Here is a 24,023-nt window from a genome sequence, read left to right as displayed (position 1 = left end):
ATCTACAGCACCCGCGCGCGCAGCACGCCATCAATCTGCAGCAACGCCTCCAGCGTGGACGGATCGGGCTTCCCGTCCACGTCCAGCAGCGTATACGCCAGATCCCCGCGGGAATCGTTCATCAGGTGCAGGATGTTCAGGTTGGATTCGCCCAGGACATGCGAGATACGCGCCACGCGATCAGGGAGATTGCGGTTGACCACCGCGATCCGGCTGTCACCCTTGCGATCCAGCACCAGGGTCGGCAGGTTCACCGAATTGACCACATTGCCGTTCTCGAGATAGTCGCGCAGCTGATCGGCAATCATCACCGCACAGTTCTCTTCCGACTCGGTCGTCGAGGCCCCCAGGTGCGGCAGCGTGATGACCCGCGGGTGGCCCAGCATGTTGGGCACCGGGAAGTCCGTGATGTAGGCGTGCAGCCGTTCGGCATCCAGTCCCTCGCGTACGGCCTCGTCATCGACGATGCCCTCGCGCGCCAGGTTCAGCACCATCGCGCCCGGGTTCATACCCTCCAGCCCCTTGGCGTTCACCAGGTGCCGCGTGTTCTCGGTCAGCGGGACATGCACCGTCACCGCGTCGGCACCCTCCAGGGCCGCCTCCACGGAGCGCGCCCGCTCGATGTCGGAATCGAGACGCCAGGCATTCTCCACCGTGACCTTGGGGTCGAATCCCACGACCTCCATGCCGAGGGCCTTGGCGGCATTGGCCACACCGACGCCAATGGCCCCCAGCCCCAGCACGGCAAGCTTGCGCCCGGGCAGTTCGAAGCCCGTGAACCGCTTCTTGCCGTGCTCGACCGCGGCCATGAAGTCGTCCTTGCTAGGGTCCAGCTCCTGCACATAGCCCGCCGCCGGCAGCAGGTTGCGCGCGCCCAGCAGCAGGCCGGCGATCACCAGCTCCTTGACGGCATTGGCATTGGCCCCGGGGGCGTTGAATACCGCGACCCCGCGATCGGACAGCGCCGCGACCGGGATGTTGTTCACCCCGCTGCCGGCGCGCCCGACGGCCAGCACAGAATCCGGGATCTCGACTTCGTGCAGGTTGAACGAGCGCAGCATCAGCGCGTCGGGCTGATTGATGTCCGAGGCCACCTCGTAACGGTCCCGCGGGAAGCGATCCAGCCCGCGTACGGCAATGTTGTTATAGGTCTGTATGCGGTACATCCGGGCCCTCCGTGATCGGTTCCCCAGGGAAACGCGCTCAGGCGTGGCGGTTTTCGAAGTCCGCCATGAACTCAATCAGCGCGTCCACGGCACTCTCCGGTACGGCGTTGTAGATGCTTGCACGCATCCCGCCCACCGAACGATGCCCCTTCAGCGACGACAGCCCGGCGGCGTCGGCCTCGTTCAGGAAGGTCCCGTCCAGGGAGTCGTCCGCGAGGATAAAGGGCACGTTCATCCACGAACGCGCATCCGGTTCGACCGGATTGCGATAAAACGCCGAGTTGTCCACGAAATGATAGAGCTTCTCGGCCTTGCGCTGGTTGATCTCGGCCATCTTCTCCAACCCGCCCTGCTCCAGCAGCCACTCGAAGACCAGCCCCGCCAGGTACCAGCCGAAGGTCGGCGGCGTGTTGTACATGGAGTCATTTTTCGCCTGCAGCGCCCAGTCGACCACCGCCGGCAGGTTGGGATTCGACTCCTGGTCCAGCAGGTCGTTGCGAACGATCACCACAGTCAGCCCGGCGGGCCCGATGTTCTTCTGCGCGCCAGCGTAGATCACGCCGAATTTCGACACGTCGATCGGGCGCGAGAGGATGGTGGAGGACATATCCGCGACGAGCGGTTTGCCCCCGACCTCCGGGATCTCGTGAAACTCGACGCCACCGATCGTCTCGTTCGGGGTGTAGTGCACGTAGGCGGCATTCGGGTCGAGGTTCCAGCTGTCGCGCGGCGGGATCGAGGCGTAGCCACTGGCCTGCGAGCTGGCGACGATGTTCACGGGCCCGAACTTCTGGGCTTCCTTGATCGCCTTGCCCGACCAGGCGCCGGTGTCGATGTAGTCCATCGGTTTCCCGCCCGAGTGCAGGTTCATCGGGATCGCCGCGAACTGGCCGGTCGCCCCGCCCTGCAGGAACAGCACGCTGTAATTGTCCGGAATATTCATCAGCTTGCGCAGGTCCTGCTCGGCCTTCTCGGCGACCTGCATGAACGGCTTGCCGCGATGGCTCATCTCCATCACGGACATCCCGGCGCCATGGAAATCGATCAGTTCGTCGCGTGCCCGTTCCAGGACCGCCTGCGGCAGCGCCGCCGGCCCCGCACTGAAGTTATGCACTCGGCTCATTCCGGATCTCCGTTGTCCATGGTGTTCTGGGTGAGTTCGTCGCCCTCGCTGTCGCTGTCCAGGTCTTCATCCTCGCCCTGCAGCTTTTCGACCCGGGCCAGTTCCACCAGGCGCTCGCCCTTGTCCATGCGGATCAGGCGCACGCCCTGTGTGTTGCGCCCAATCAGCGGGATCTGATCCACCGGCGTACGCACCAGCGTCCCGCCCGTGGTGATCAGCATCGCCTCGTCGTCTTCCAGCACCCGCGCGGCCCCGACCAGCGGCCCGTTGCGCCCCTCGGTCTGGATCCCGATCACGCCCTGGCCACCACGACGGTGGACCGGGAACTCGTCGAATCGAGTCCGCTTTCCGTAACCGTTCTCGGTGGCCAGCAAAGCGTCCCCTTCGGCGACATTCAGTAGCGCAATCACGCGATGATCCGGTTCCATGCGCACGCCGCGTACACCGCAGGCGGTACGGCCCATCGGCCGCACGTCATTCTCGGAGAAGCGCACCGCCTTCCCGGCCGTGGTGACAAGCATTACGTCCATCTGACCGTCGGTGAGCGACACATCTACCAGGTAATCATCGTCGCGCAAATCCACTGCGATGATCCCGGTCGAGCGGCGGCGCGAGAAGTCTGTCAGCGGCGTCTTCTTGACCGTGCCACGGGCGGTGACCATGAACACGTAATGGTCCGGGTCGTATTCGCGGACTGGCAGGATCGCGTTGATGCGCTCACCGGACTCCAGTGGCAGCAGATTGACGATCGGCTTGCCGCGCGAGGCTCGCGAGCCCTGCGGCAGCTCGTAGACCTTCAGCCAGTACACCCGGCCGCGGCTGGAGAAGCACAACACCGTGTCGTGGGTGTTCGCGACCAGCAGCCGGTCGACGAAATCCTCCTCCTTGAAGCTCGCGGCCGCCTTGCCGCGACCGCCTCGGCGCTGCGCACGATAGTCGGCCACCGGCTGGTATTTCACATAGCCGGCATGCGACAGCGTCACCACGACGTCTTCCTCGCCGATCAGGTCTTCCAGCGTCAGGTTCGCCTGACGCTCGCGGATCTCGCTGCGGCGTTCGTCGCCGAACTGATCGGCCACAGCCAGCAGTTCGTTGCGGATCTCCTGCTGCAGGCGCTCGCCCGAACCGAGGATGTCGAGCAGGTCCTCGATCAGGTCCAGCAGCTCGCGGTATTCGTCGAGGATCTTGTCCTGTTCCAGCCCGGTCAGGCGGTGCAGGCGCAGGTCGAGGATCGCCTGCGCCTGGGCCTCGGACAGACGATAGCCGTCGTCGCCCACGCCGTATTCTGGCGCCAGGTCCTCCGGTCGCGAGGCGCTGGCTCCGGCACGGTCCAGCATGTCGCTGACCACGCCCAGCGGCCAGCTGCGGGCCAGCAGGCCGGCCTTGGCCTCGGCCGGATTGGGGGCGGCCCGGATCAGTTCGATCACCGGGTCGATGTTGGCCAGCGCGATCGCGAGCCCTTCCAGGATATGGGCGCGCTCACGCGCCTTGCGCAGATCGAAGATGGTGCGGCGGGTGACCACCTCGCGGCGATGCCGCAGGAAGGCCTCCAGCACCTGACGCAGATCCAGCACCTTCGGCTGGCCATCGACCAGGGCGACGATGTTGATGCCAAAGACGTTCTGCATCTGCGTATGCATGTACAGGTGGTTCAGCACCACCTCGGCCATCTCGCCGCGCTTGAGCTCGATGACCAGACGCATGCCGTCCTTGTCCGACTCGTCGCGCAGCTCCGAAATGCCGTCGATACGCTTTTCCTTGACCAGCTCGGCGATCTTTTCGGTCAGGCGGGCCTTGTTCACCTGGTACGGGAGTTCGGTGACCACGATCGCCTCGCGCTGGCCGCCCTCCAGCGGCTCGACATGCGAGCGCGCCCGGATCAGCACCCGCCCGCGGCCGGTGCGATAGGCCTCGCGCACGCCTTCCACGCCGTTGATGATCCCGGCCGTCGGAAAATCGGGGCCCGGCACGTACTCCATTAGACCCTCGATGGAGATCTCGGGGTCATCGATCAGCGCCACGCAGGCGTTGATCACCTCGCGCAGGTTGTGCGGCGGGATGTTGGTTGCCATCCCCACCGCGATCCCCGCGGAGCCGTTGACCAGGAGGTTGGGAAACTTGCTCGGCAGTACCGCCGGTTCGGTCTCGGAGCCGTCGTAGTTGTCGATGAAGTCGACGGTTTCCTTGTCGATGTCGGCCAGCAGTTCGGCCGCGATGCGCGCCATGCGCACCTCGGTGTAACGCATGGCCGCCGGGGAGTCGCCGTCAATCGAGCCGAAGTTGCCCTGCCCGTCGGCCAGCATGTAGCGCATCGAGAACGGCTGCGCCATGCGCACGATCGCGTCGTAGACGGCGGAATCGCCATGCGGGTGGTATTTACCGATCACGTCACCGACCACACGCGCCGACTTCTTGTAGGGCTTGTTGTAGTCGTTGCCCAGCTCGCGCATCGCGTAGAGCACGCGGCGATGGACCGGCTTGAGGCCGTCACGGACATCGGGGAGGGCCCGGCCCACGATTACGCTCATCGCGTAATCGAGGTAGGACTGCTGCATCTCGTCTTCGAGATTGACCGGGAAAATTTCCTTGGCAAATTCAGCCATCGAGAGTTACGCCGTCCGTCTGAACAAGCTCGCGATCATACCACAGGGGTAACCACTGGGACCTAGCAAATGGGCCTGAAATCGCCCCTCCGTAGCTCTCAGCCGGGGTGCGCCAATGTGAAACACCGTGATCCGGCGCTGTCAGCCCTCAAGAACCGGGTCCCCAGCGACGGCTTTCCGCCGCAGGGCGGCCAGTTTGCCCCGATCCGGTGCCTCGACCACGCCATGCTCGGTCACGATCGCGTCGACCAGGTGCGCCGGCGTGACGTCGAACGCCGGGTTGTAGGCCCGCGCCCCGTCCGCAGCCACGCGCGTCCCGGCGAGCGCCAGCACCTCGTCTTCGGCGCGCTGTTCGATCGGGATACCCTCCCCGTCCGGCATCTCGAAATCGATGGTCGACAGCGGGGCCGCGACCATGAAGCGCACGCCGTGGGCACGCGCCAGCAGGGCCAGCCCATAGGTGCCGATCTTGTTGGCCACATCGCCATTCGCCGCAATGCGGTCAGAACCCACGATCACCCAACCCACGCGCCCGGAACGCAACAGACTGGCGGCCGCCCCTTCGCAAAGCAGTTGCACCGGGATGCCGTCATGCACCAGTTCCCAGGCGGTCAGGCGGCTCCCCTGGAGCCACGGGCGGGTCTCGTCGGCAAAGACTTCGGTCACCCGCCCCTCGTCCCAGGCCGCGCGGATCACCCCCAGGGCGGTGCCATAGCCCCCGGTGGCCAGCGAACCCGTATTGCAGTGGGTCAGCACCGCACCCCCCGGCTCGATCAAGGCAGCCCCGTGCCGCCCCATGCGACGGTTGCCCGCGATGTCGTCGTCCAGCATCTGGCGGGCCGCGATCGTGGTCGCCTCAATGGCGGCCTCCAGATCCCTCGCGGCATCGACCTCCCGGGCCATCCGGTCCAGCGCCCAGAACAGATTCACCGCCGTGGGCCGCGAGGCTCGCAGGCGATCCATGTCCGCGGTCACGCGCTCGCGCCAGTCGTCGCGGCCACGGGCCTTCTGGCAGGCCAGCACCACCCCGAACGCGGCCGTGATCCCGATGGCGGGTGCACCCCGCACGACCATGTCGCGTATCGCGGTCGCTACTTCGCCGGCATCGGTATAGCACTGGCGCACGGCCTCGCGCGGCAACAAACGCTGGTCCAGCAGATAGAGGTTGCCGTCTTCAAACCGAATCGGGCGGATCGTGTCGGAGCGGTGTTCTGTCATGGGATCATTCTATCAGGGCTCTTTTGGGTCAGGGCTCTTTGGCTGCCAGAATCGCGGCCGCGGGCGCCCGGTCGCCGGAGCGCTGTCGAGTTGCGCGCTGCTCGTGACCAGTGCCCCGCTGCGGCCGGTCTCGTGCAGTGGAATGCCGCGTAGGTCCAGGCGTTTCCGGGCCGCACCGGGCAGACCGGCGCCCTCGGCGGTCGTCGCCGCCCAGACCTCACCCGGTGGGAAGCGGTCGAGCCAGGCGTCCTGCAGGGCACGCGGATTGGAAGTCCTCGGCGCCACCAGCAAATCAACCGCAAATCCCGCGGTGTCCCGACGCATCACGGCCTCGCCGAGACCATCCAGCCCGCCCATGACCAGCAAGGTCGCGTCCGCCCCCGTCACCCTCAGCACACAGGATGCGGACGAGTCATCATTCCAGCCCGGTGGTGGATGGAGCACCTCGAAACGCACGCCGTCCCAGTGCCACTGATCCCCCTTTTTGCAGCGTTCGTCAGTGTCATGGCTCACCGGAGTGCGCCGCAGCGTGCGCCCCACCGGAATCTGTTCCCGGACGGCCGCCACGCCCCCTGCGTGGCCGGCGTGTTCGTGCGTCACCATCAGGGTGTCCAGGGAGCGGATGGCGCTCGCCCGCAAGGCCGGCACCACAATCCGGTCGCCCGCGCTGAAGCCGCCCTCTCGGCCCGGACCCGCATCAATCAGCAGCGCGTGTCGTCGGGTCTCCACGATGGTGGCCTGCCCGGCGCCAACGTCCAGTACCTGAACGCGCCACTGCCCGCCCCCAAGATCCGGGCGCACCGGCGCCAACAGGGCGATCGCGGCCACTGCGATCCAGGGGGCCAATCGCCGGGCGAGCGGCTGCAGGGCCAGGAGAACGGCCACGCCGCCCAGCATGGCCGCGGCCACCGGTACATGGCGCTGATCCACCAGGACAGGGATCCCCGCCAGTACCTCAAGCGTCATCACCAGCAGCGCCAGCAGGCTATCCGCAATGCCTAACAACAGACCACCCGCGGCCGGCCATCCCCACGCGAGCAAGGCACCGACCAGCAACATCGGCAGGATCAGCAACGTGATCATGGGCACCGCGACCAGGTTCGCCACGGGTGCGACCCAGGACCCCAGCTGGAACCAGGCCAGGCTGAGCGGCAACATCGCGATCGCCAACACGAACTGAATCCGCAGGCCTTCGCGCCAGCCGGTCGTTCCGACCCGCCCCTGCAACAGCAGCAGGATCACCGCCACCGCGCCGAACGAGAACCAGAACCCCGGGGCCAGCACGCTCGGCGGATGCACGATCAGCACCATGGCCGCAGCAAGGGCCAGGGCGCGCCAGGCGACACCCTCCCGACGCGACAGCACCGCCAGTGTGAACGCAACGAGCATCAGCAGGGCCCTTTGCGTCGGGATACTGAAACCGGCCAGCACCGCATAGCCCGTGGCGGCCCCGAGTCCGACGACTCCCATAAACAGCAACCGCCGCAGCCGCCTTAATGCCGCCACTCCAGACCACAACCATCCGGCGATGCCACCGGCAAACCCCGCAACCAGGGCGACATGCAACCCGGAAATCGCCATCAGGTGATTGGTTCCCGTGTGCAGGAAGGCCTGCCATTCTCCCTCGGTCATGGCCTGGCGATTGCCGATAATCAGGGCCTGCACCAGGCCTGGGTGACGCAATTCCGGTGCCGCACGTTCGAGACGAGCCTGCATCGCGGCCCGAAGGCGGTGCATGGTCACGCGGGCCCTGGCCCTTTCCTGCTCGCCTGCCAGTGGGGTAACGGAACGCGCGACGGCGCTGCCGTGCATCCCCTCGCGGTAGAACCAGCCCGCCGCATCGAACCCGCCGGGGTTGCGGGGGCCGTCCACACCACGCAAGCGCAAGTCCAGGCTCAGGTAGTCACCGACTTGTATCGCCGGCCGCGCCGGGAAGATACTGACCCACAACTCGCGGCCTTCCAGCTCCAGCCCCGGGACGCCCGTTTCGATCGCCGACGCCCTCACACGGAACCGGCTGCGGTGTTCGCCGTGCTCCGGCAAACTGACCACCTGCGCCCGCACCGAGACCTCTGTCCCCGACCACTCGGGACCTACTACCTTGTCCGACCAGTCCGTCGCATGCGGGAGTGCCAGCCACACCGCCGCGAGCAACCCCAACGAGGCTGCTGGCAGCCACGCGAACCGGGAACCTCGCCGGGCGGCCCGGAGCCAGACAAGCCCGGCCAGCGCACCAGCCACAGGCAGAAGCACACTGAGTGGGCCGTCGAGCGATACAGGCAGCACGGGGAGCTGGTGCAGCCCCCACACGCCGGCGATCAACCCCAGCACTACGGCCATCATGGCGCGCAGTCTCCTCCGGGAAGAGTTGGAATCCTCTCCCCAGGGCCCAGTCCTAGCAGGTAGGATGCACGCCCAGGATTGGGCCTGCGAGAGTCCGACAGATACCCCGAGACATGGCGAAGCACATCATCAGAAGGCTGTTCCCCGGCATGGAGGGCGTGCGCGGCCATCGCGCACTCTCCCCACTGGGGCCGCGCCTGCGGTCTCCGGATCTGTGGCATCTGAACCGCCGCTCCGTGGCTGGTGCGTTTGCCGTTGGGCTGTTCGTGACCTTCCTGCCAATCCCTATGCAGATGCTGGTCGCGGCGATCGTCGCGCTGATTGTGCGCGTCAACCTGCCCATCTCGGTGATCCTGGTCTGGATCTCCAACCCGATCACCATGCCCCCCATGTTGTATATGGCCTATACCGTCGGCCGCAAGCTGCTGGGGGAAGCGCCCCGTGATGTCCATCTGGAGTGGAGCTGGGAATGGTTCAGCACCGAGCTGCTGACCATCTGGCAACCGCTACTGCTCGGCAGTCTGCTCTTCGCGATGCTGGCCAGCCTCTCCGGATATCTACTGGTGCGTGTGCTGTGGCGGGTGAACGTCGTGCAGCGCCTGCGAACCCGTCGTGCGTTGCGGCGGTTGCGCCAGGAGCGGGAAAGGGAAAAGGCGGAAGAAGACGATTCGAACTGAGCATCAGCGCACGACACAGCTGACTGCAAGTTCGCAAGGCTTTACTCGGCCCTTCCGGAGCGTACGGATCAGTCGTCGGCCAGCTGGCCGTGGAAGTGCTCGCGCTCCAGGTGCCCCTTGACCAGCTGTACCGACCGATCCAGTTCGCGCGCCAGGGTGATGTCATGCGTCACCAGTGCCAGCGCGGTACCGGTGGAACGGTTCATCTCGCGCAGCAGCGCGAACACATGCTGGGCACGCTCCTGATCCAGATTCCCGGTGGGCTCGTCCGCCAGGATCGCGGACGGCCGGGTCACGAGCGCTCGCGCAATCGCCACACGCTGGCGCTCGCCCCCCGACAGTTCGGCCGGCTTGTGCGCAACACGGTGCCCGAGGTCGACCTGCCCGAGCCAGTGCTCTGCCTCCAGCCGCGCCCGTCGGCTGGAGATCCCCCGGATCAGCAGAGGCAGCGCAACATTCTCGCCCGCCGTCAGTTCGGGCAACAGGTGGTGGAACTGATAGACGAAACCCAGGTGCTGGTTGCGCATGCGCCCCCGGCGCGCCTCGCCCATGCGCGACCACTCCTGCCCCAGCAGCCGAACCTCGCCCGCCGTGGGGCGATCCAGTCCCCCGAGCAAATGCAGCAGCGTACTCTTGCCGGAACCCGAGGCACCGATGATCGCCGTCTGGTCGCCCCGCTCCAGGCGAAAATCGACCCCCTGCAGCACGGCCACATCCAATTTGCCATCGCGGAAACGCCGTTCCACCCCCACGGCCTCCAGTACGGGCACTGTCTCAGTCATGGCGCAGGGCCTCCGCCGGCTGCGTACGGGCCGCACGCCAGGCCGGGAACAGCGTCGCTACGACGGTCAGCAAGAACGCAATCCCGCCCACCCGAAAGACATCGGATGCTTTCAGTTCCGATGGCAAGTCACTGATGTAATAGACATCTGCCGCGAGAAACTCGATGCCCATTGCGCGTTCGATAAAGGGCACCACGACGTCGATATTGAGCGCCAGCGCGACGCCGGCGACCGAGCCTAGCAAGATGCCGATCGCGCCGATCACGACCCCCTGGACCACGAACACCAGCATGACCCCCGAGGGGGACAGCCCAAGGGTTCGCAGTATCGCGATGTCCCCCTGCTTGTCGGTCACCAGCATGATCAGCGTGGAAACGATATTGAAAGCCGCTACCGCGACAATGAGGGACAGGATGATGAACATCACCATCTTCTCGATCTGGATCGCCCGAAACAGGTTGGCGTGCTGGCGCGTCCAGTCGGACACCCGGAACAACCCGTCGAGCTGACTGGCCACCTCCCGCGAGACCACACCCGCCCGCATCATGTCCGTCAGGCGCAGGCGCAGGCCGGTGACGCTCTCGCCCGTCTGGAAGACCGCCTGGGCGTCCTGCAGGTGAATGAAGGCCGTCCCGCGGTCGTATTCGTACATCCCGACCTCGAAGATTCCCGCCACCTCGAATCGTCGCATGCGCGGCATTACACCCGCTGGCGAGACCGAGGCCTGTGGCGCCATCAGGATCAGCGAGTCACCCACGCGCACCCGCAGTTCTGCTGCCAGCTCGCGGCCCAGCACAATTCGGTAGGCACCGGGTTCGAGTTGCCCGAGCCGGCCCTGGGTCATGTGTTCGCCGATCCGCGCCACGCGTTCCTCGGCCTCCGGATCTACCCCGCGGATCAGCGCACCGGAGATGTTCCCGGTCGCACTGAGCATCGCCTCGCCCTGCACATACGGCGCGACCGCCAGCACCCGTTCGTCGATCGTCTCGACCTGCTCCTTCAGTGACTCCCAGTTGCGCAGACCGCCATTCACGTCCTGGATGGTCGCGTGCGACGCCATACCCAGGATGCGGTCACGCAGCTCCCGTTCGAAGCCGTTCATCACCGAGAGCACGGTGATCAGTGCCATCACGCCCAGCACCAGGCCGAGGATCGAGACGACCGAGATAAACGAGATGAAGTGATTACGCCGCTTGGCGCGCGTATAGCGCAGACCAATGGCGAGCGGGAGCGGGCGGAACATCGAGAAATCATGCCAGAGTTACACGGGCGCGCCTATCCCCGATGGCACAGACGTTCACCATGGGAGGCACAGCCAACAGGATGACGCTACCATGTGCCTTATCGTCCGCGAGCCATCGGAGATTCGTCTCATGCAAGGGAATCATGCAAAGCCAACGCTCACCCGCCCGCGCGGCCTTCTCGCCGTCGCGGCCGCCGCGGTTCTGGCCACGACCACGGGACTGGCCTCATTGCCCGTCAACGATGCGCAGGCCGAGATCCTGCGGGGCACAGGCGGAGACTTCGAAGTTCAAACCCGTGAAGGGCTCCCGGCCCGTGGCCAGAGCCAATCCGGGGTACGCAGTCGTCATGGCGAGCCGAACCAGCGCCACCCCACGGTCGGTGATCCGCCGATCACTCGCTGGGACTACAGTGATTTCTCGGTCGTGTTCGAGGGCGAATACGTGTTGCACAGCATCGTGCACGGCGACCAGACCCCGCGTCGGCCGTGACGGGCGGCACACCTTCCCCCAATACCCGGCGTCTACCAGCAGAGTGGGAACCGCAGGCCGGTGTTCAGCTCACCTGGCCGCATAGCGGTACCGACTGGGCCGGAGAACTCGACCAGGTCCACCCTGTCTTTGCCACCCTCGCGGCTGCGATCAGCCGTTTCGAGCCGGTGGTGATCGTCGCCCGCGACCCGGAACACATCGAAGAGATCTCCGGATTTCTGGTCGAGGCCGCCATCCGCAACGACCGTCTGTGGTTCGCGCTGGCCGACTCCGACGACACATGGGCTCGCGACCATGGGCCGATCACCGTACTGGAAGGGCCGCAGCCCCGCCTGCTCGATTTCACCTTCAACGGGTGGGGCGGGAAATTCCCTGCGGAGCATGACAACGCGATCACCACCACCCTGGCCCAGCAGGGTGTCTTCGGCCCGAACGTGCCGGAGCCCATCGCAATGGTGCTGGAGGGCGGCAGCATCGAGTCCGACGGCGACGGCACCCTCCTGACCACCGCTCAATGCCTGCTGCAGCCCACACGCAACCCGGACCTGGACAAGGCCGCGATCGAGCGCCGTCTGCACGAGCACCTGGGTGCGCAACGAGTCCTTTGGCTGGAACATGGCCACCTTGAAGGGGACGACACCGACAGCCACATCGACACCCTCGCCCGCTTCTGCAGCCCGGACACGATCGCCTATGTCCAGTGCGACGACCCCGACGATCCGCACCACGGCGAACTGGCGGCCATGGAGGAGGAGCTGCGCTCGCTGCGTCAGGCCTCCGGCGTACCCTACCGGCTGATTCCCCTGCCCTGGCCTCGCCCGCAACACGGCCCCGATGGCCAGCGCCTGCCGGCGACTTACGCGAACTTCCTGATCCTCAACGATGCGGTCCTGATGCCGGCCTACGACGATCCCGCCGATGCCATCGCACTTGACCGTCTGACCGAGGCCTTTCCGGGGCGCGAGATCGTGGAAATCGACTGCCGGGCCATCATCCGGCAGGGTGGCAGCCTGCATTGCCTGACCATGCAGTATCCCAAAGGCGCCCTTGGCATCCCGGAAGACTGATCTGCGATGACGACCGATACCCTTCCCGTGGCCTTGATCCAGCACCGCGACGCCGGGAGCGTCGCGGCCAACCTGGACGCGACCGCACAGGCCGTGGCCGATGCCGCGACGGGCGGGGCGCGCCTGGTCGTTCTGGCCGAGCTGCACACCGGCCCTTACTTCTGCCAGACCGAGGACCCGGACCTCTTCGACCGGGCCGAGTCCATCCCCGGCCCGTCCACCAAGCGCCTGGGACAGATCGCCCGCGACAACGGCGTAGTGCTCGTCACCTCGCTATTCGAGCGCCGCGCCGCCGGCGTGTACCACAACACCGCGGTCGTCTTCGAAGCCGATGGCCACCCGGCCGGCCTGTACCGCAAGATGCACATCCCGGACGACCCCGGCTATTACGAGAAGTATTACTTCACCCCGGGTGATACCGGGTTCGCCCCGATCGACACCTCGGTCGGCCGGCTGGGCGTGCTGGTCTGCTGGGACCAGTGGTATCCGGAGGCCGCGCGCATCATGGCCCTGTCCGGGGCCCAGTGCCTGATCTACCCGACCGCCATTGGCTGGGACCCGCGCGACGAGGCGGACGAGCAGACCCGCCAGCGCGAGGCCTGGATCACCGTCCAGCGCGGCCACGCGGTCGCGAACAACCTGCCGGTCCTCGCCTGCAATCGAACCGGGCACGAAGCGGATCCGTCAGAGACCAGTCCAGGGGCCCGATTCTGGGGCACCAGCTTCGTTGCGGGCCCTCAGGGCGAGTTTCTGGCGCAGGCGGGCGAGGGTCAGCCCGAGATCCTCCGTGCCACCCTCGATCTGGGCCGCACCGAGACGGTCCGCCGCATGTGGCCCTTCCTGCGTGACCGGCGCATCGACGCCTACGGCCCGATCCTCAAGCGCTACATCGACCGCGCGGACTGACGACCATCAGCCATGGAACCGCCGATTGATCAGCGTTTCGTTCCGGCACAGGGACGTGCCGCCGGAATCGGCTAGCGCAGGTGGTTGACTCCCGAAGCAAGCTGCAAACCGCGTTTGTAGCGCCGCGTGCGCTGAAAAAGTCAGATGGCTTTATTCAGCGCTTCCCTAATTCAGCGCCTTCCCGGCGGGGTTCCGCCGCGACCGGGACTGAATCCGTATAATGCCGGCCCGTTTTCCCGGATCGTCGACACTGCATGTCCGAACAGCCGCGCAACCCGCTAAAACCCGGTCGCTTTCCCGGCGACGGCTTCGAGATCTGGTCGGGGCTCAATGCCTCGGCCGCTCCACTGGCACTCGCACGCGCCGCCGCATCGGCGCAGTGGCCATTGCTGGTCGTCGTCGAGTCGAACGAGGCCGCGGACCGCTGGCAAGAGGAGTGGGAGTTTTTCGGTGCCGGGCTCGACCTGCCGGTCATGCGTCTCCCCGACTGGGAGACCCTGCCGTTTGATGTCTTCTCGCCGCACGAGGACATCATCTCCGAACGACTGCGTACGCTGTATCACCTCCCCTCGCTGGAGCGCGGGATCATCCTGATCCCGGTCTCCACGCTGATGCAGCGCCTGCCCCCGCGCGACTGGCTGACCACCCAGGGCCTCTCGCTGCGCAGTGGCCAGCGCCTGGACCGTATGCAACTGCGGGAGCGCCTGACCGAGGCGGGCTACAGCGCGGTCAACCAGGTCATCAGCCACGGCGAGTTTGCCGCACGCGGGGAGATCCTGGACCTGTTCCCGATGGGGGCCGAACAACCGGTGCGCATCGAGTTTCTCGACGACGAGATCGACTCACTGCGCCATTTTGACCCGGAGACCCAGCGTTCCACGGAAAAGGTCGAGCGCGTCGAGATCCTGCCCAGCCACGAGTTCCCGCTGAACGAGGACTCCATCCGCGCGTTCCGCACCCGCTACCGCGAGCAGTTCAGCGGCGACCCCAGCCGCCACCCGATCTACCGGGACATCAGCGAAGGCCTGGTGCCCCCGGGCATCGAGGCCTACCTGCCCCTGTTCTTCGAGGGCATGGACAGCGTGTTCGACTACGCCCCCCGCGCCCGGGTGGTGCAGGTCGGCAATATCGCCGGCGCCGCGCAGGAGTATGCGCGCGAGATCGCCGACCGCTTCGAACAGCTGGGGCACCAGGTGGAACGGCCCCTGCTGCCGCCGGAGCGCCTCTATCTCGACGAGTCGGCCCTGAACGAGGCCCTGCGTGCCCGCGCCGGCATAGCCCTGGGTGGGGAGCCGCCGCAGCCGCTGCCGGCAGATCGCGGCAAGGCCGTGCCCTTCACCTGCGCGCCCCTCCCCGAGCTGGGAATGGAGCACGGCAAGGATGCCCCTGCCGAGCGCCTGAAGCACTTTGTCGGGGAACAGGAGCGAGTCCTGCTCACCGCCGAGTCCGCCGGACGGCGCGAGGCCCTGCTGACCCTGCTGCGCGAGCAGGATATCCCGCATCACGCGGTCGAAGACTGGGAGGCTTTCCTGGAGGGCGAGCCCGGCCTGAGCGTGACCGTCGGTGCGCTGAGCGAGGGGTTCCGGCTGCCGGACGGGATCGTGCTCGTGCCGGAGTCCGCGATCCTCGGCGAACGCGCGCGGCAATCCCGCCGACGCAGCCGCCCCACCCGCGATGCCGACGCCGTCATCCAGAACCTCAGCGACCTGACAATCGGGGCCCCGGTCGTCCACGAAGAACAGGGCGTGGGCCGCTACCTGGGCCTCCAGACGCTGGATTTCAGTGGCCAGCCGTCAGAGTTCCTGACGCTGGAATACGCCGACGGAGCCAAGCTCTATGTCCCGGTCTCCTCGCTGCACCTGATCAGCCGCTATACCGGCGCCGACGCGGAACACGCCCCGCTCCACCGGCTGGGCAGCGAGCAGTGGAACCGCGCCCGCCGCAAGGCCGCCGAAAAGGCGCGCGACGTCGCCGCCGAACTGCTGGAGGTCCATGCCCGGCGCGCGGCCAAGCAGGGCACGGCATTCGCGACCGAGACCCCCGAGTATCACGCCTTTGCCGCTGCTTTCCCGTTCGAGGAAACCGCCGACCAGCTCCAGGCGATCGACGCGGTACTGACCGACATGGCCGACACCCGGCCCATGGATCGTGTCATCTGCGGCGATGTCGGGTTCGGCAAGACCGAGGTCGCGATGCGCGCCGCGTTTGTCGCCGTCCAGAACAATCGCCAGGTGGCCGTTCTGGTCCCGACCACCCTGCTCGCTCAGCAGCACCACCAGAACTTCAGCGACCGCTTCGCCGACTGGCCGGTGCGCATCGAGTCGCTGTCGCGTTTTCGCAGCGCCAAGCAGCAGGCCGCCGTGCTGGAAGGGCTGAAGGAAGGCAAGGTCGACATCGTCATCGGCACGCACAAGCTGCTGCAGTCGGACCTGGATTTCTCCAATCTCGGGCTCGTGATCGTGGACGAGGAACAGCGCTTTGGCGTACGCCACAAGGAGGCACTGAAGAGACTGCGCGCCGAGGTCGACATGCTGACCATGACCGCGACCCCGATCCCGCGCACGCTCAACATGGCCCTGTCCGGGCTGCGCGACCTCTCGGTGATCACGACCCCGCCGCGTGAACGCCTGGCGATCAAGACCTTCGTCAACGAGTGGAACGACGCGATCATCCAGGAGGCCTGCCTGCGCGAGATCCGCCGCGGCGGCCAGGTGTACTTCGTGCACAACGAGGTCAACACCATCGAACGCATGGCAGAGCAGATCCGTGCGCTGCTGCCGGGCGCCCGCATCGGCATCGCCCACGGCCAGATGCGCGAGCGCGAACTCGAGCAGGTAATGCTCGACTTCTACCACCGGCGCTACAACATCCTGGTCTGCTCCACCATCATCGAGACCGGTATCGACGTACCCACCGCGAATACCATCGTGATGAATCGCGCGGACAAGCTGGGCCTCGCCCAGATGCACCAGCTGCGCGGCCGCGTCGGGCGCTCCCACCACCGGGCGTACGCCTACCTGATCACGCCGCCGGAGAAGGCCATGTCGGCGGACGCGCGCAAGCGTCTGGAGGCAATTGCCTCGCTGGAAGACCTCGGTGTGGGCTTCACCCTCGCCAGCCACGACCTGGAGATCCGGGGCGCCGGCGAGTTGTTGGGCGACGAACAAAGCGGCCAGATCCAGGAAGTCGGCTTCTCGATGTACAACGACTTGCTCAACCGCGCGGTCAATGCCCTGCGCTCCGGCAAGATGCCCGAACTGGACACCCCGGAGACCCCCGGAACGGAGGTCGAACTGGGCCTGCCCGCCCTGCTGCCAGATGCCTACGTGCCCGATGTGCACACGCGCCTGATCCTTTACAAGCGCGTCAGCAGCGCCGAGAACAGTGATGCACTGCGCGAGCTGGAGGTGGAACTGGTGGATCGTTTCGGCCTGCTGCCCGATCCGGCGAAGGCCCTGTTCGAGGCCGCCCGTCTGCGACTCAAGCTGACGCCCCTGGGCATCCGCAAGCTGGAACTGGGCCCAGCCGGCGGGCGCTTCGTTTTTGGACCCAATCCCGAAATCGATATCGCCGCCCTGATCGAACTGGTGCAATCCGACCCGAATGCCTACAAACTGGACGGCCAGAAGGCTTTCCGCTTTTATGCCGAAATGGAGACCCTGGAAGCCCGCTCGCAGGCCGTCCAGCGTCTGATCCATACCATCAGCCCGAAACGACAGGCCGCCTGAATGCACGCCAAAGCCGATCGCCCGAACCCGAACCGCCGCAGGCTCGTCAGCGGCCTCGCCCTCCTGCCGCTTCTCGGGGTCGGGACGACCGCCACGGCCCAGGTCGGCCGGCGCTACCGCATCGAGCTGGTCATCTTCGAACACACGACCGCGGAGAGCCGGCGCCTGCAGGAAGAGATCGCCTCCGTGCGCGAACCCAACCTGGCGGGATCAGAGCTGGGGGGACGCATCTACCAGGATTCCCGACGCGGATTCGAGTTGCAGCGGGCGGCGAGTCGGGTCGAGGACTCCGGCGCCGGTCGCGTGATCGCACGTCTGGCCTGGGACCAGCTGGGCCGCGACCACAGCGCCACGCCCTGGCTCAAGGTGCAGCAGGGTCGCCGCCTCGGGGTGCGTCAGGCCGTGTTCGGCGACACCACCACCGCCGCCGCCCAGCCGATCGTGGCGGACGAAGACCGCTACGAACTGGAGGGCCGGCTACGGGTATGGGTCGGGCGTTTCCTCCATCTGGAGACCGACCTCGTCTACCACATCGACCGTGACGGGCCCGAACCGCTCGGGGTGACCGTGCGCGGCCACCAGCGCATGAACTCCGGCAGCCAGCTGTTCTACCTCGACCACCCGGTCGTCGGGATCATCGCCCGCGTGACGCGGCTGGACCGCTAGCCCGGGCTGGAACAGGCCAGCACCCCGCCCTCTTTCCGGTTCAGCGCCAGTTGGGCTTGGTCTCCATCGCCAGCCAGCTCTGCAGGGCCGACATGCCCAGGTCTTCGAACAACAGTTGCAGGGCACTGCGGCGTGGCTTGAAGGTCACCATCTTCTCGACACCGATCACGTCCCGCGCGACCGACTGATCGGTCCCCAGACCATCGATCAGGCCCAGGTCGACCGAGCGTTGTCCGGTCCAGATCAGCCCGTCGAACAGCTCCTCGTTTTCGTCCAGACGGTCCCCGCGCCCCTGGCGGACCACATCGACGAACTGCTGGTGCAGCCCGTCCATCAGGTCATGGATATGGCTGACGTGACCCTCGTCGAGCGGCAGAAAGGGATCCAGCAGCGCCTTGTTATCCCCGGAGGTAAACAGCCGGCGTTCGACACCGATATTGTCCAGCAGATCCACCACGCCGAAGCTGTCCAGACGCACTCCAATCGAGCCCACCATGCTGGCCTGGCTGGCGTAGATTTCGTCTGCCGCCACGGCGATGTAGTAGGCGGCCGAGGCCCCGATATCGGTAATCACCGCGTAGACCGGGATATCCTCGTGTTCATCCTTCAGCCGCAGAATCTCGTCATGGATCGCGGCGGCCTGGACCGGACTCCCGCCTCCGCTGTTGATGCGCAACATCACGGCTCGGGTCCCATCCGCCTCGAAGGCCCGTTTCAGTGTCTTGTTGAGCTCTTCCGCGTTGGCTCGCGCGCTCGACGCGATCAGTCCGTCGACCTCGACAACGGCCACGTGCTCCTCGAGCTCGCGGTCGTCCTCGAACCAGCCAGACAGGCCCATGTCACCGCCCCGCACCAGGACCAGCAGGGCGAACAGGTAGATGAACAACAACAGCTTGAAGAAGATGCCCCAACGCCGGGCACGGCGCTGCTCCACCACCTGGGCCTGAACCAGGCGCTCCAGCGTCTCGCGCTCCCAGCCCGGCTTGCTTTCGTTCGACCAACCCATCGTTTGTCCTCAGTCCTCGGGAAGCGGCTCCGATTGCCGCAGGCGATCCAGCAGGTCCTTCAGGTCGCGGGCCACGGCCAGCGGGCGTTCGTCGATCAGCCGGCGGTGATCGTGGACCCCATGCGCCACCGCCAGCGACGCAACGCCGGCGGCGCGCGCCATCTGCAGATCATAAACGCTATCACCGACCATCCGCGCCCGGGAGCGTTCCACCCCGCAGCGCGCTATCACACGCTCGAGCATCACCGGGCTGGGCTTCGACGGATGCTCGTCCCCGCAGGCCGTCGCGACAAAACGTCCCTTGAGGCCGGTAGCCTCCAGTGCCTGATCGAGCCCTGCCCGAGACTTGCCGGTCGCCACCCCCAGCAACACACCACGTTCGTCCAGCCAGTCGAGCAAGGGCTCGACATGCGGAAACAGCGGCGTCTCGGGGGCATCCGTGGCGCCCAGATAGCACTGGCGGTAAGCGGTGGCGAACGCCCCGACGAACGCTGTATCGGCACCCGGGAACAGCCTTTGCACTGCGGCCTCCACACCCAGGCCAATAATATCGCGCAAGGCACTTTCGGCGGGTGCCTCGCGACCCAGTGCCGCGCAGGCCCGCTGCAGACAGTGAACGATCCGCTGCGGCGAGTCCATCAGCGTCCCGTCCCAGTCGAAGACGACCAGGCGCAGGGCACCGCCTTCCGGTGGAAGCAATGGCTTCATTCGGACGCTTCGGGGCTCGCGAGCGCGTCGAGGACCGACTGCAAGTCGTCCGGAAGCGGCGCGGAGTACACGTGCGACTCGCCCGCCGAATCCTCGTACTGAAGCGCCTGGGCATGCAGAAACAGGCGCTTCAGGCCTGCCCGGCGCAGGACACGGTTCGCATCGGGCAGCCCGTAGTCGTGATCGCCCCCGACGGGATGACCGATGGCCTGGCCGTGCACACGGATCTGGTGGGTCCGACCGGTACCGATCCGTACCTCGGCCAGCTGGAAGGATCCATAACGTTCCAGCGGGACGAACTGGCTGATCGCCGAGCGCGCGCTCTCGGGGTCGGCATCCTCCCCCGCCCGCATGCGGCGCTTGCCGTCCGGCCCCCGACTGGAGGCAATCGGCTCGTCGCACACAATGGGCTGGTCGCTGGGGAACGCCCCCACCTGCAGCGCCAGATAGCGCTTCTCCACGCGCCCCTCGCGCAGGGCCGCGTGGAAGTCCTGCAACCCCGAGCGGCTCTTGGCAAGCAGCAGACAGCCACTGGTCTCGCGATCCAGCCGATGCCCCAGCTCAAGCTCGGAACCGGGACGCAGCTGGCGCATCGCCTCGATAATCCCAAAGGCCAGTCCGCTGCCGCCATGCACCGCAAGGCCCGAGGGCTTGTCGAGGACCAGGACCTGGTCGTCTTCATGCAAGATGGAGCGCCGCAGACGGTCCAGGACCCCCGGGGGGATGTCCCGGTCAACGGCCTCGGGTCGGTCGAGGTCCGGCACGCGCACCTCCGAGCCGAGGCTCAGCCGCTGGGTCACCTTGGCGCGCCGCCCGTCGACCCGGACCGCCCCCTTGCGCACCAGACGGTAGACCAGGCTTTTGGGAACTCCCTTGAGCTCGCGCAGGAGGAAGTTGTCCAGACGCTGACCATCCCCGCGCTCGGTGACCGAGAGCGTGCGTGGCCCGGAGGGAGACTGCGACTGTTGGGGGCGTCCTTTCATCCGGCGCGATGCTACCGCAGGCGCGCCGTCCGAACCATGTTCCCTGACATTGACGCGACGAAAAAACTTGCCCAAACGGGGGGTTATGCCCTACATTGGCGCACGGTACCTGCTGGCGGACATTGCGCCCGGGCGCCTCGAATTACCCGCCGATCTGGTCCTGCGCTGTGCGTCTTCGTGCGACCAGACGGCCATCGCCCAAAAGCGAACCTGTGACACTATTTCTTCTAACCCAGTCCTGTCTCCCCGGCCCCGCATCCCGCGGGCGGCTGGTCCCGTGGCTATTGGTGAACACCTGGCTGGCGCGTTGGATTCCCCTTCGCGCCGCCATAGCGGGCATGCGTCTCGAAACGTCGACGTGCCGCCTCCGTTCCGCACCGCGTGGCCCCGGGCTTGTGACCGACGTACAGGACGACCGACCGAGTCCATTGCATGAAACGCATCCTGATCAATGCCACGCAGCCCGAAGAGCTGCGCGTGGCCATGGTCGACGGCCAGCGGCTGTACGACCTCGACATCGAACTGCCCTCGCGCGAGCGCAAGAAGGCCAATATCTACAAGGCCAAGATCACCCGCGTCGAGCCGAGCCTCGAAGCCGCGTTTGTTAATTTTGGCGCCGAGCGCCACGGCTTTCTCCCGTTCAAGGAAATTGCCCCCTCTGCCGTCGGTGCACCGGCTGACAGCGACAAGCCCATCCGCGAGCTGCTAAAGGAAGGGACTCAGCTGCTCGTTCAGGTGGAGAAGGAAGAACGCGGCAACAAGGGTGCGGCCCTGACCACGTATATCAGCCTGGCCGGGCGCTACCTGGTCCTGATGCCGAACAATCCGAAGGCCGGTGGCGTCTCGCGGCGCATTGAGGGCGAGGATCGCGCGGAACTGCGCGAGGCCCTGTCCGGCCTGACCATGCCCGAAGGCATGGGCGTGATCGCCCGCACCGCCGGCGTGGGCCGCAGTACCGAAGAATTGCAGTGGGACCTCGACTACATGACGGCCCTGTGGTCGGCGGTCACCGAGGCGGCGGAAAAGGCCAATGCCCCAGCGCTGATCCATCAGGAAAGCAACGTGATCATCCGCGCCCTGCGCGATCACATGCGCAATGACGTCGGCGAGGTGATCATCGACGACGAGGCCGTCTATCAGCAGGCGGAGGATTTCGTCCGACTGGTGATGCCCAACAGTCTGCGCAAGCTGAAGAAGTACGACGACCCCGTCCCGCTATTCAATCGCTATCAGATCGAAAGTCAGATCGAGAGCGCCTTCGACCGCGACGTGCAGCTCCCCTCCGGCGGCGCACTGGTCATCGACCATACCGAGGCCCTGATCTCCATCGACGTGAACTCCGCCCGCTCCACCAAGGGTGGCGACATCGAGGAGACCGCCTTCCACACCAACCTGGAGGCCGCCGAAGAGGTGGCGCGCCAGTTGCGCGTGCGGGATCTGGGCGGTTTGATCGTGATCGACTTCATCGACATGAACGCCAACAAGCACCAGCGCGAGGTGGAAAACCGCCTGCGCGAGGCGCTGGAGCTCGACCGCGCGCGCGTTCAGGTCGGCCGCATCAGCCGTTTCGGGCTGCTCGAGATGTCGCGCCAGCGCCTGCGTTCCTCGCTCGGCGAGTCCAGCCAGATCACCTGCCCCCGCTGTCAGGGGCATGGCCAGGTCCGCAGCGTCGAATCGCTCGCCCTGTCGATCCTGCGCCTGATCGAAGAAGAGGCGATGAAAGACCGTACCGGCCTTGTCCTGGCGCAAGTCCCCGTCGATGTCGGCACCTTCCTGCTGAACGAAAAACGCGCATCGATCAACGAGATCGAGGCACGTCATCGGGTCGACATCAGCATCGTCCCGAACCCGCAGTACCTGACGCCGAAGTTCGAGGTCCAGCGCGTGCGCGGCGACGAACGCGAAGAGGTCGTCAGTGGCCGCGGATCGCATGAACTGGTGGAGCCCGTCGAAGAGGATACCGACACGCACGGCGAACGCCGCGGCAAGGTAGAGAAGCCCCTGGTCCAGGGTGTGAAGGTCAAGGCCCCGGCACCCATGGCCGAGTCCCCCGCCCCGCAAGCACCCAGCGAGCCCGTGCAACAACCCGGGTTCTTCACCCGCATCTGGTCCTCGCTCTTCCCCAATGCCGCCCGCAATCAGGAACCGGAAGCCGACGAGAAGGATGAGGGGCGCAAACGCGGCAAAGGCGGACAACGCCCCAGCCGAGGTGGCGGAAACAGCCGTGGGGGTGGCTCCAGCCGACGCCGTGGTGCGCGTGACGACGGCGGGGAAAACCGCGAGGCGGCCAAGCCATCAGGCAAAGGCGAGGCACGCCCGGATGGCAGCGCCGCTGGCGACGAGGGCGGCAAGGGCCGCTCGCGGCGGCGTGGCGGTGGCACGGGTGGCGCCGCCACCAAGACCCGTGACGCCGAACCCAAGGCTGCAAAACCGAAGGCGGAAGCGGAAGAGCCCACCACAAAGTCCGAGGAAGCCGCGGCACCGTCCGGGAACGGCCCGCCCACGTCCGACGACGATGGCAGCAAGGGCCGCACCCGTTCGCGCCGTTCGCGCCGTGGCGGGCGCCGTCGTGGTGGCCGTGGCCGTTCCACGAACAGTGAAGACAGCTCGGGCGGTGACAATGCCGGAAACCAGGATGCTGCCGGGGCCCCGAAGGAGGCCGACCCGTCCGGCTCCTCGTCCCCGGATAGCGACGTCCCCAGGAAGCCGGCGGTGAAGGAGTCCGGCAAGGGCGATAGCCAGTCAGGCGACAGCGAGTCCAAGCCGGCCGCGAAGCCGAAATCGGCCGACAAGGACTCCGGCCAGGCCACCGATGGCAGTAGCGCAAAGACGCCGGAAGAGAAAGGGGCCGGCAGCGACAAGGCTCAGGCCCCGGCGGAGCATTCCAGCGAGGCCGGAAAGGCCGATAAAGCGGCAGAAGACAGCCCCAAGGCTTCATCCGGCGCACGCCGGACGAAGGCGAGCGCTCAGTCCACGAAAACGGATGATGCCAAGGGCAAGAACGACTCCGGATCGCACACCGAGAATCGCCCTTCCGAAGCCGCCAAAGCGGATGACACCCCCGCGTCGAAGCCTTCTCGTGGCAAGAAAAGTGATGCCAAGCCGGCGCCCTCGAAGGCCACATCCGCCGAGGCCAGCGGTACTGCCCGATCGGAGCCGGACTCGGCACCACCGGCCGACAAGCCGGCCCGCAAGCCGGAACCGGAGTCTGCGTCTTCGGGCAGCGCGGACGACAAGCCGCGCGATTGAGGTGAAAAACGGCCGCTCGCGTTTACACGTTATCGGCCAGTGGGAGAACGCCCCGGTCGCCTGAC

Annotated in this window: 17 protein-coding genes; 7 read left to right on the top strand and 10 right to left on the bottom strand. The window is 66.5% G+C overall.

The annotated features are described in order from the left end of the window. Positions 1 to 2 precede the first annotated feature (2 nt). The 5 genes from F813_RS0109985 to F813_RS0109965 all read right to left on the bottom strand — a co-directional run bounded on the left by F813_RS0109985 (position 3) and on the right by F813_RS0109965 (position 8,453). Positions 3 to 1,166, bottom strand: a complete 1,164-nt coding sequence (locus F813_RS0109985; RefSeq protein WP_017926430.1) for a 3-phosphoglycerate dehydrogenase family protein — start codon at positions 1,164 to 1,166, stop codon at positions 3 to 5. A 37-nt stretch (positions 1,167 to 1,203) separates the two neighbouring features. Then, complete coding sequence (serC, locus tag F813_RS0109980) at positions 1,204 to 2,289, bottom strand: 3-phosphoserine/phosphohydroxythreonine transaminase (protein WP_017926429.1); 1,086 nt, start codon at positions 2,287 to 2,289, stop codon at positions 1,204 to 1,206. After that, positions 2,286 to 4,892 (bottom strand): DNA gyrase subunit A, encoded by a 2,607-nt coding sequence (gyrA, locus tag F813_RS0109975; RefSeq protein ID WP_017926428.1) that lies wholly within the window; start codon positions 4,890 to 4,892, stop codon positions 2,286 to 2,288. Before gyrA ends, serC begins: the two co-directional genes overlap by 4 nt. 141 nt (positions 4,893 to 5,033) lie before the next feature. Then, positions 5,034 to 6,110, bottom strand: a complete 1,077-nt coding sequence (gene mtnA, locus F813_RS0109970) for an S-methyl-5-thioribose-1-phosphate isomerase (RefSeq protein WP_017926427.1) — start codon at positions 6,108 to 6,110, stop codon at positions 5,034 to 5,036. Positions 6,111 to 6,122: 12 nt separating this feature from the next. Beyond that, a complete protein-coding gene (locus tag F813_RS0109965) occupies positions 6,123 to 8,453 on the bottom strand; it encodes a DNA internalization-related competence protein ComEC/Rec2 (protein ID WP_017926426.1) in 2,331 nt (776 codons plus the stop codon). Between the two features lie 113 nt (positions 8,454 to 8,566). Between F813_RS0109965 and F813_RS0109960 the strand changes: the two genes are divergently transcribed. Further along, positions 8,567 to 9,130 (top strand): DUF2062 domain-containing protein, encoded by a 564-nt coding sequence (locus F813_RS0109960; RefSeq protein WP_017926425.1) that lies wholly within the window; start codon positions 8,567 to 8,569, stop codon positions 9,128 to 9,130. 68 nt (positions 9,131 to 9,198) lie between these two features. Here F813_RS0109960 and F813_RS0109955 read toward each other — a convergent pair whose 3' ends face one another. Together F813_RS0109955 and F813_RS0109950 are read right to left on the bottom strand one after the other, a co-directional pair. Further along, positions 9,199 to 9,912, bottom strand: coding sequence for an ABC transporter ATP-binding protein (locus tag F813_RS0109955; protein WP_017926424.1), 714 nt, complete (start codon positions 9,910 to 9,912; stop codon positions 9,199 to 9,201). Further along, on the bottom strand, positions 9,905 to 11,155 hold the full coding sequence (locus tag F813_RS0109950) for a lipoprotein-releasing ABC transporter permease subunit (protein WP_012982598.1): 1,251 nt from the start codon (positions 11,153 to 11,155) through the stop codon (positions 9,905 to 9,907). The genes F813_RS0109955 and F813_RS0109950 overlap by 8 nt, the downstream gene beginning before the upstream one ends. Positions 11,156 to 11,246: 91 nt before the next feature. Between F813_RS0109950 and F813_RS0109945 the strand changes: the two genes are divergently transcribed. The 5 genes from F813_RS0109945 to F813_RS0109925 all read left to right on the top strand — a co-directional run bounded on the left by F813_RS0109945 (position 11,247) and on the right by F813_RS0109925 (position 18,012). Continuing rightward, a complete protein-coding gene (locus F813_RS0109945; RefSeq protein WP_012982597.1) occupies positions 11,247 to 11,645 on the top strand; it encodes a hypothetical protein in 399 nt (132 codons plus the stop codon). Further along, positions 11,642 to 12,712 (top strand): agmatine/peptidylarginine deiminase, encoded by a 1,071-nt coding sequence (locus F813_RS0109940; protein WP_012982596.1) that lies wholly within the window; start codon positions 11,642 to 11,644, stop codon positions 12,710 to 12,712. Before F813_RS0109945 ends, F813_RS0109940 begins: the two co-directional genes overlap by 4 nt. A gap of 6 nt (positions 12,713 to 12,718) precedes the next feature. Then, on the top strand, positions 12,719 to 13,618 hold the full coding sequence (locus F813_RS0109935; protein WP_017926422.1) for a carbon-nitrogen hydrolase: 900 nt from the start codon (positions 12,719 to 12,721) through the stop codon (positions 13,616 to 13,618). A 254-nt stretch (positions 13,619 to 13,872) separates the two neighbouring features. Next, complete coding sequence (gene mfd, locus F813_RS0109930; RefSeq protein WP_017926421.1) at positions 13,873 to 17,346, top strand: transcription-repair coupling factor; 3,474 nt, start codon at positions 13,873 to 13,875, stop codon at positions 17,344 to 17,346. Next, complete coding sequence (locus F813_RS0109925) at positions 17,347 to 18,012, top strand: CsiV family protein (protein ID WP_017926420.1); 666 nt, start codon at positions 17,347 to 17,349, stop codon at positions 18,010 to 18,012. 40 nt (positions 18,013 to 18,052) lie between these two features. Here the strand turns inward: F813_RS0109925 and F813_RS0109920 are convergent, their stop codons facing one another. Genes F813_RS0109920 through F813_RS0109910 form a run of 3 tightly spaced genes read right to left on the bottom strand, consistent with a single transcriptional unit; the run spans position 18,053 to position 20,709 of the window. Further along, positions 18,053 to 19,018 carry a S49 family peptidase gene (locus tag F813_RS0109920; protein ID WP_017926419.1) on the bottom strand — a complete coding sequence of 322 codons (966 nt, stop codon included), beginning with the start codon at positions 19,016 to 19,018 and terminating at the stop codon, positions 18,053 to 18,055. A gap of 9 nt (positions 19,019 to 19,027) precedes the next feature. Further along, positions 19,028 to 19,726, bottom strand: coding sequence for an HAD family hydrolase (locus F813_RS0109915; protein WP_017926418.1), 699 nt, complete (start codon positions 19,724 to 19,726; stop codon positions 19,028 to 19,030). Beyond that, the gene (locus tag F813_RS0109910; RefSeq protein ID WP_017926417.1) at positions 19,723 to 20,709 is read right to left on the bottom strand and encodes an RluA family pseudouridine synthase; all 987 of its coding nucleotides are present in this window, start codon (positions 20,707 to 20,709) and stop codon (positions 19,723 to 19,725) included. The genes F813_RS0109915 and F813_RS0109910 overlap by 4 nt, the downstream gene beginning before the upstream one ends. Positions 20,710 to 21,141: 432 nt before the next feature. On the opposite strand from F813_RS0109910, the gene F813_RS0109905 reads away from it, so the two are divergent. Beyond that, positions 21,142 to 23,958 carry an Rne/Rng family ribonuclease gene (locus tag F813_RS0109905; protein WP_017926416.1) on the top strand — a complete coding sequence of 939 codons (2,817 nt, stop codon included), beginning with the start codon at positions 21,142 to 21,144 and terminating at the stop codon, positions 23,956 to 23,958. Positions 23,959 to 24,023: the final 65 nt, after the last annotated feature.

Origin of the sequence: Thioalkalivibrio sp. HL-Eb18, from assembly GCF_000364985.1 — a bacterium.
Lineage (GTDB): Bacteria > Pseudomonadota > Gammaproteobacteria > Ectothiorhodospirales > Ectothiorhodospiraceae > Thioalkalivibrio.
Note: the sequence above shows the minus strand (reverse complement) of the source record. Positions and strands in the feature narration are given on the sequence as shown.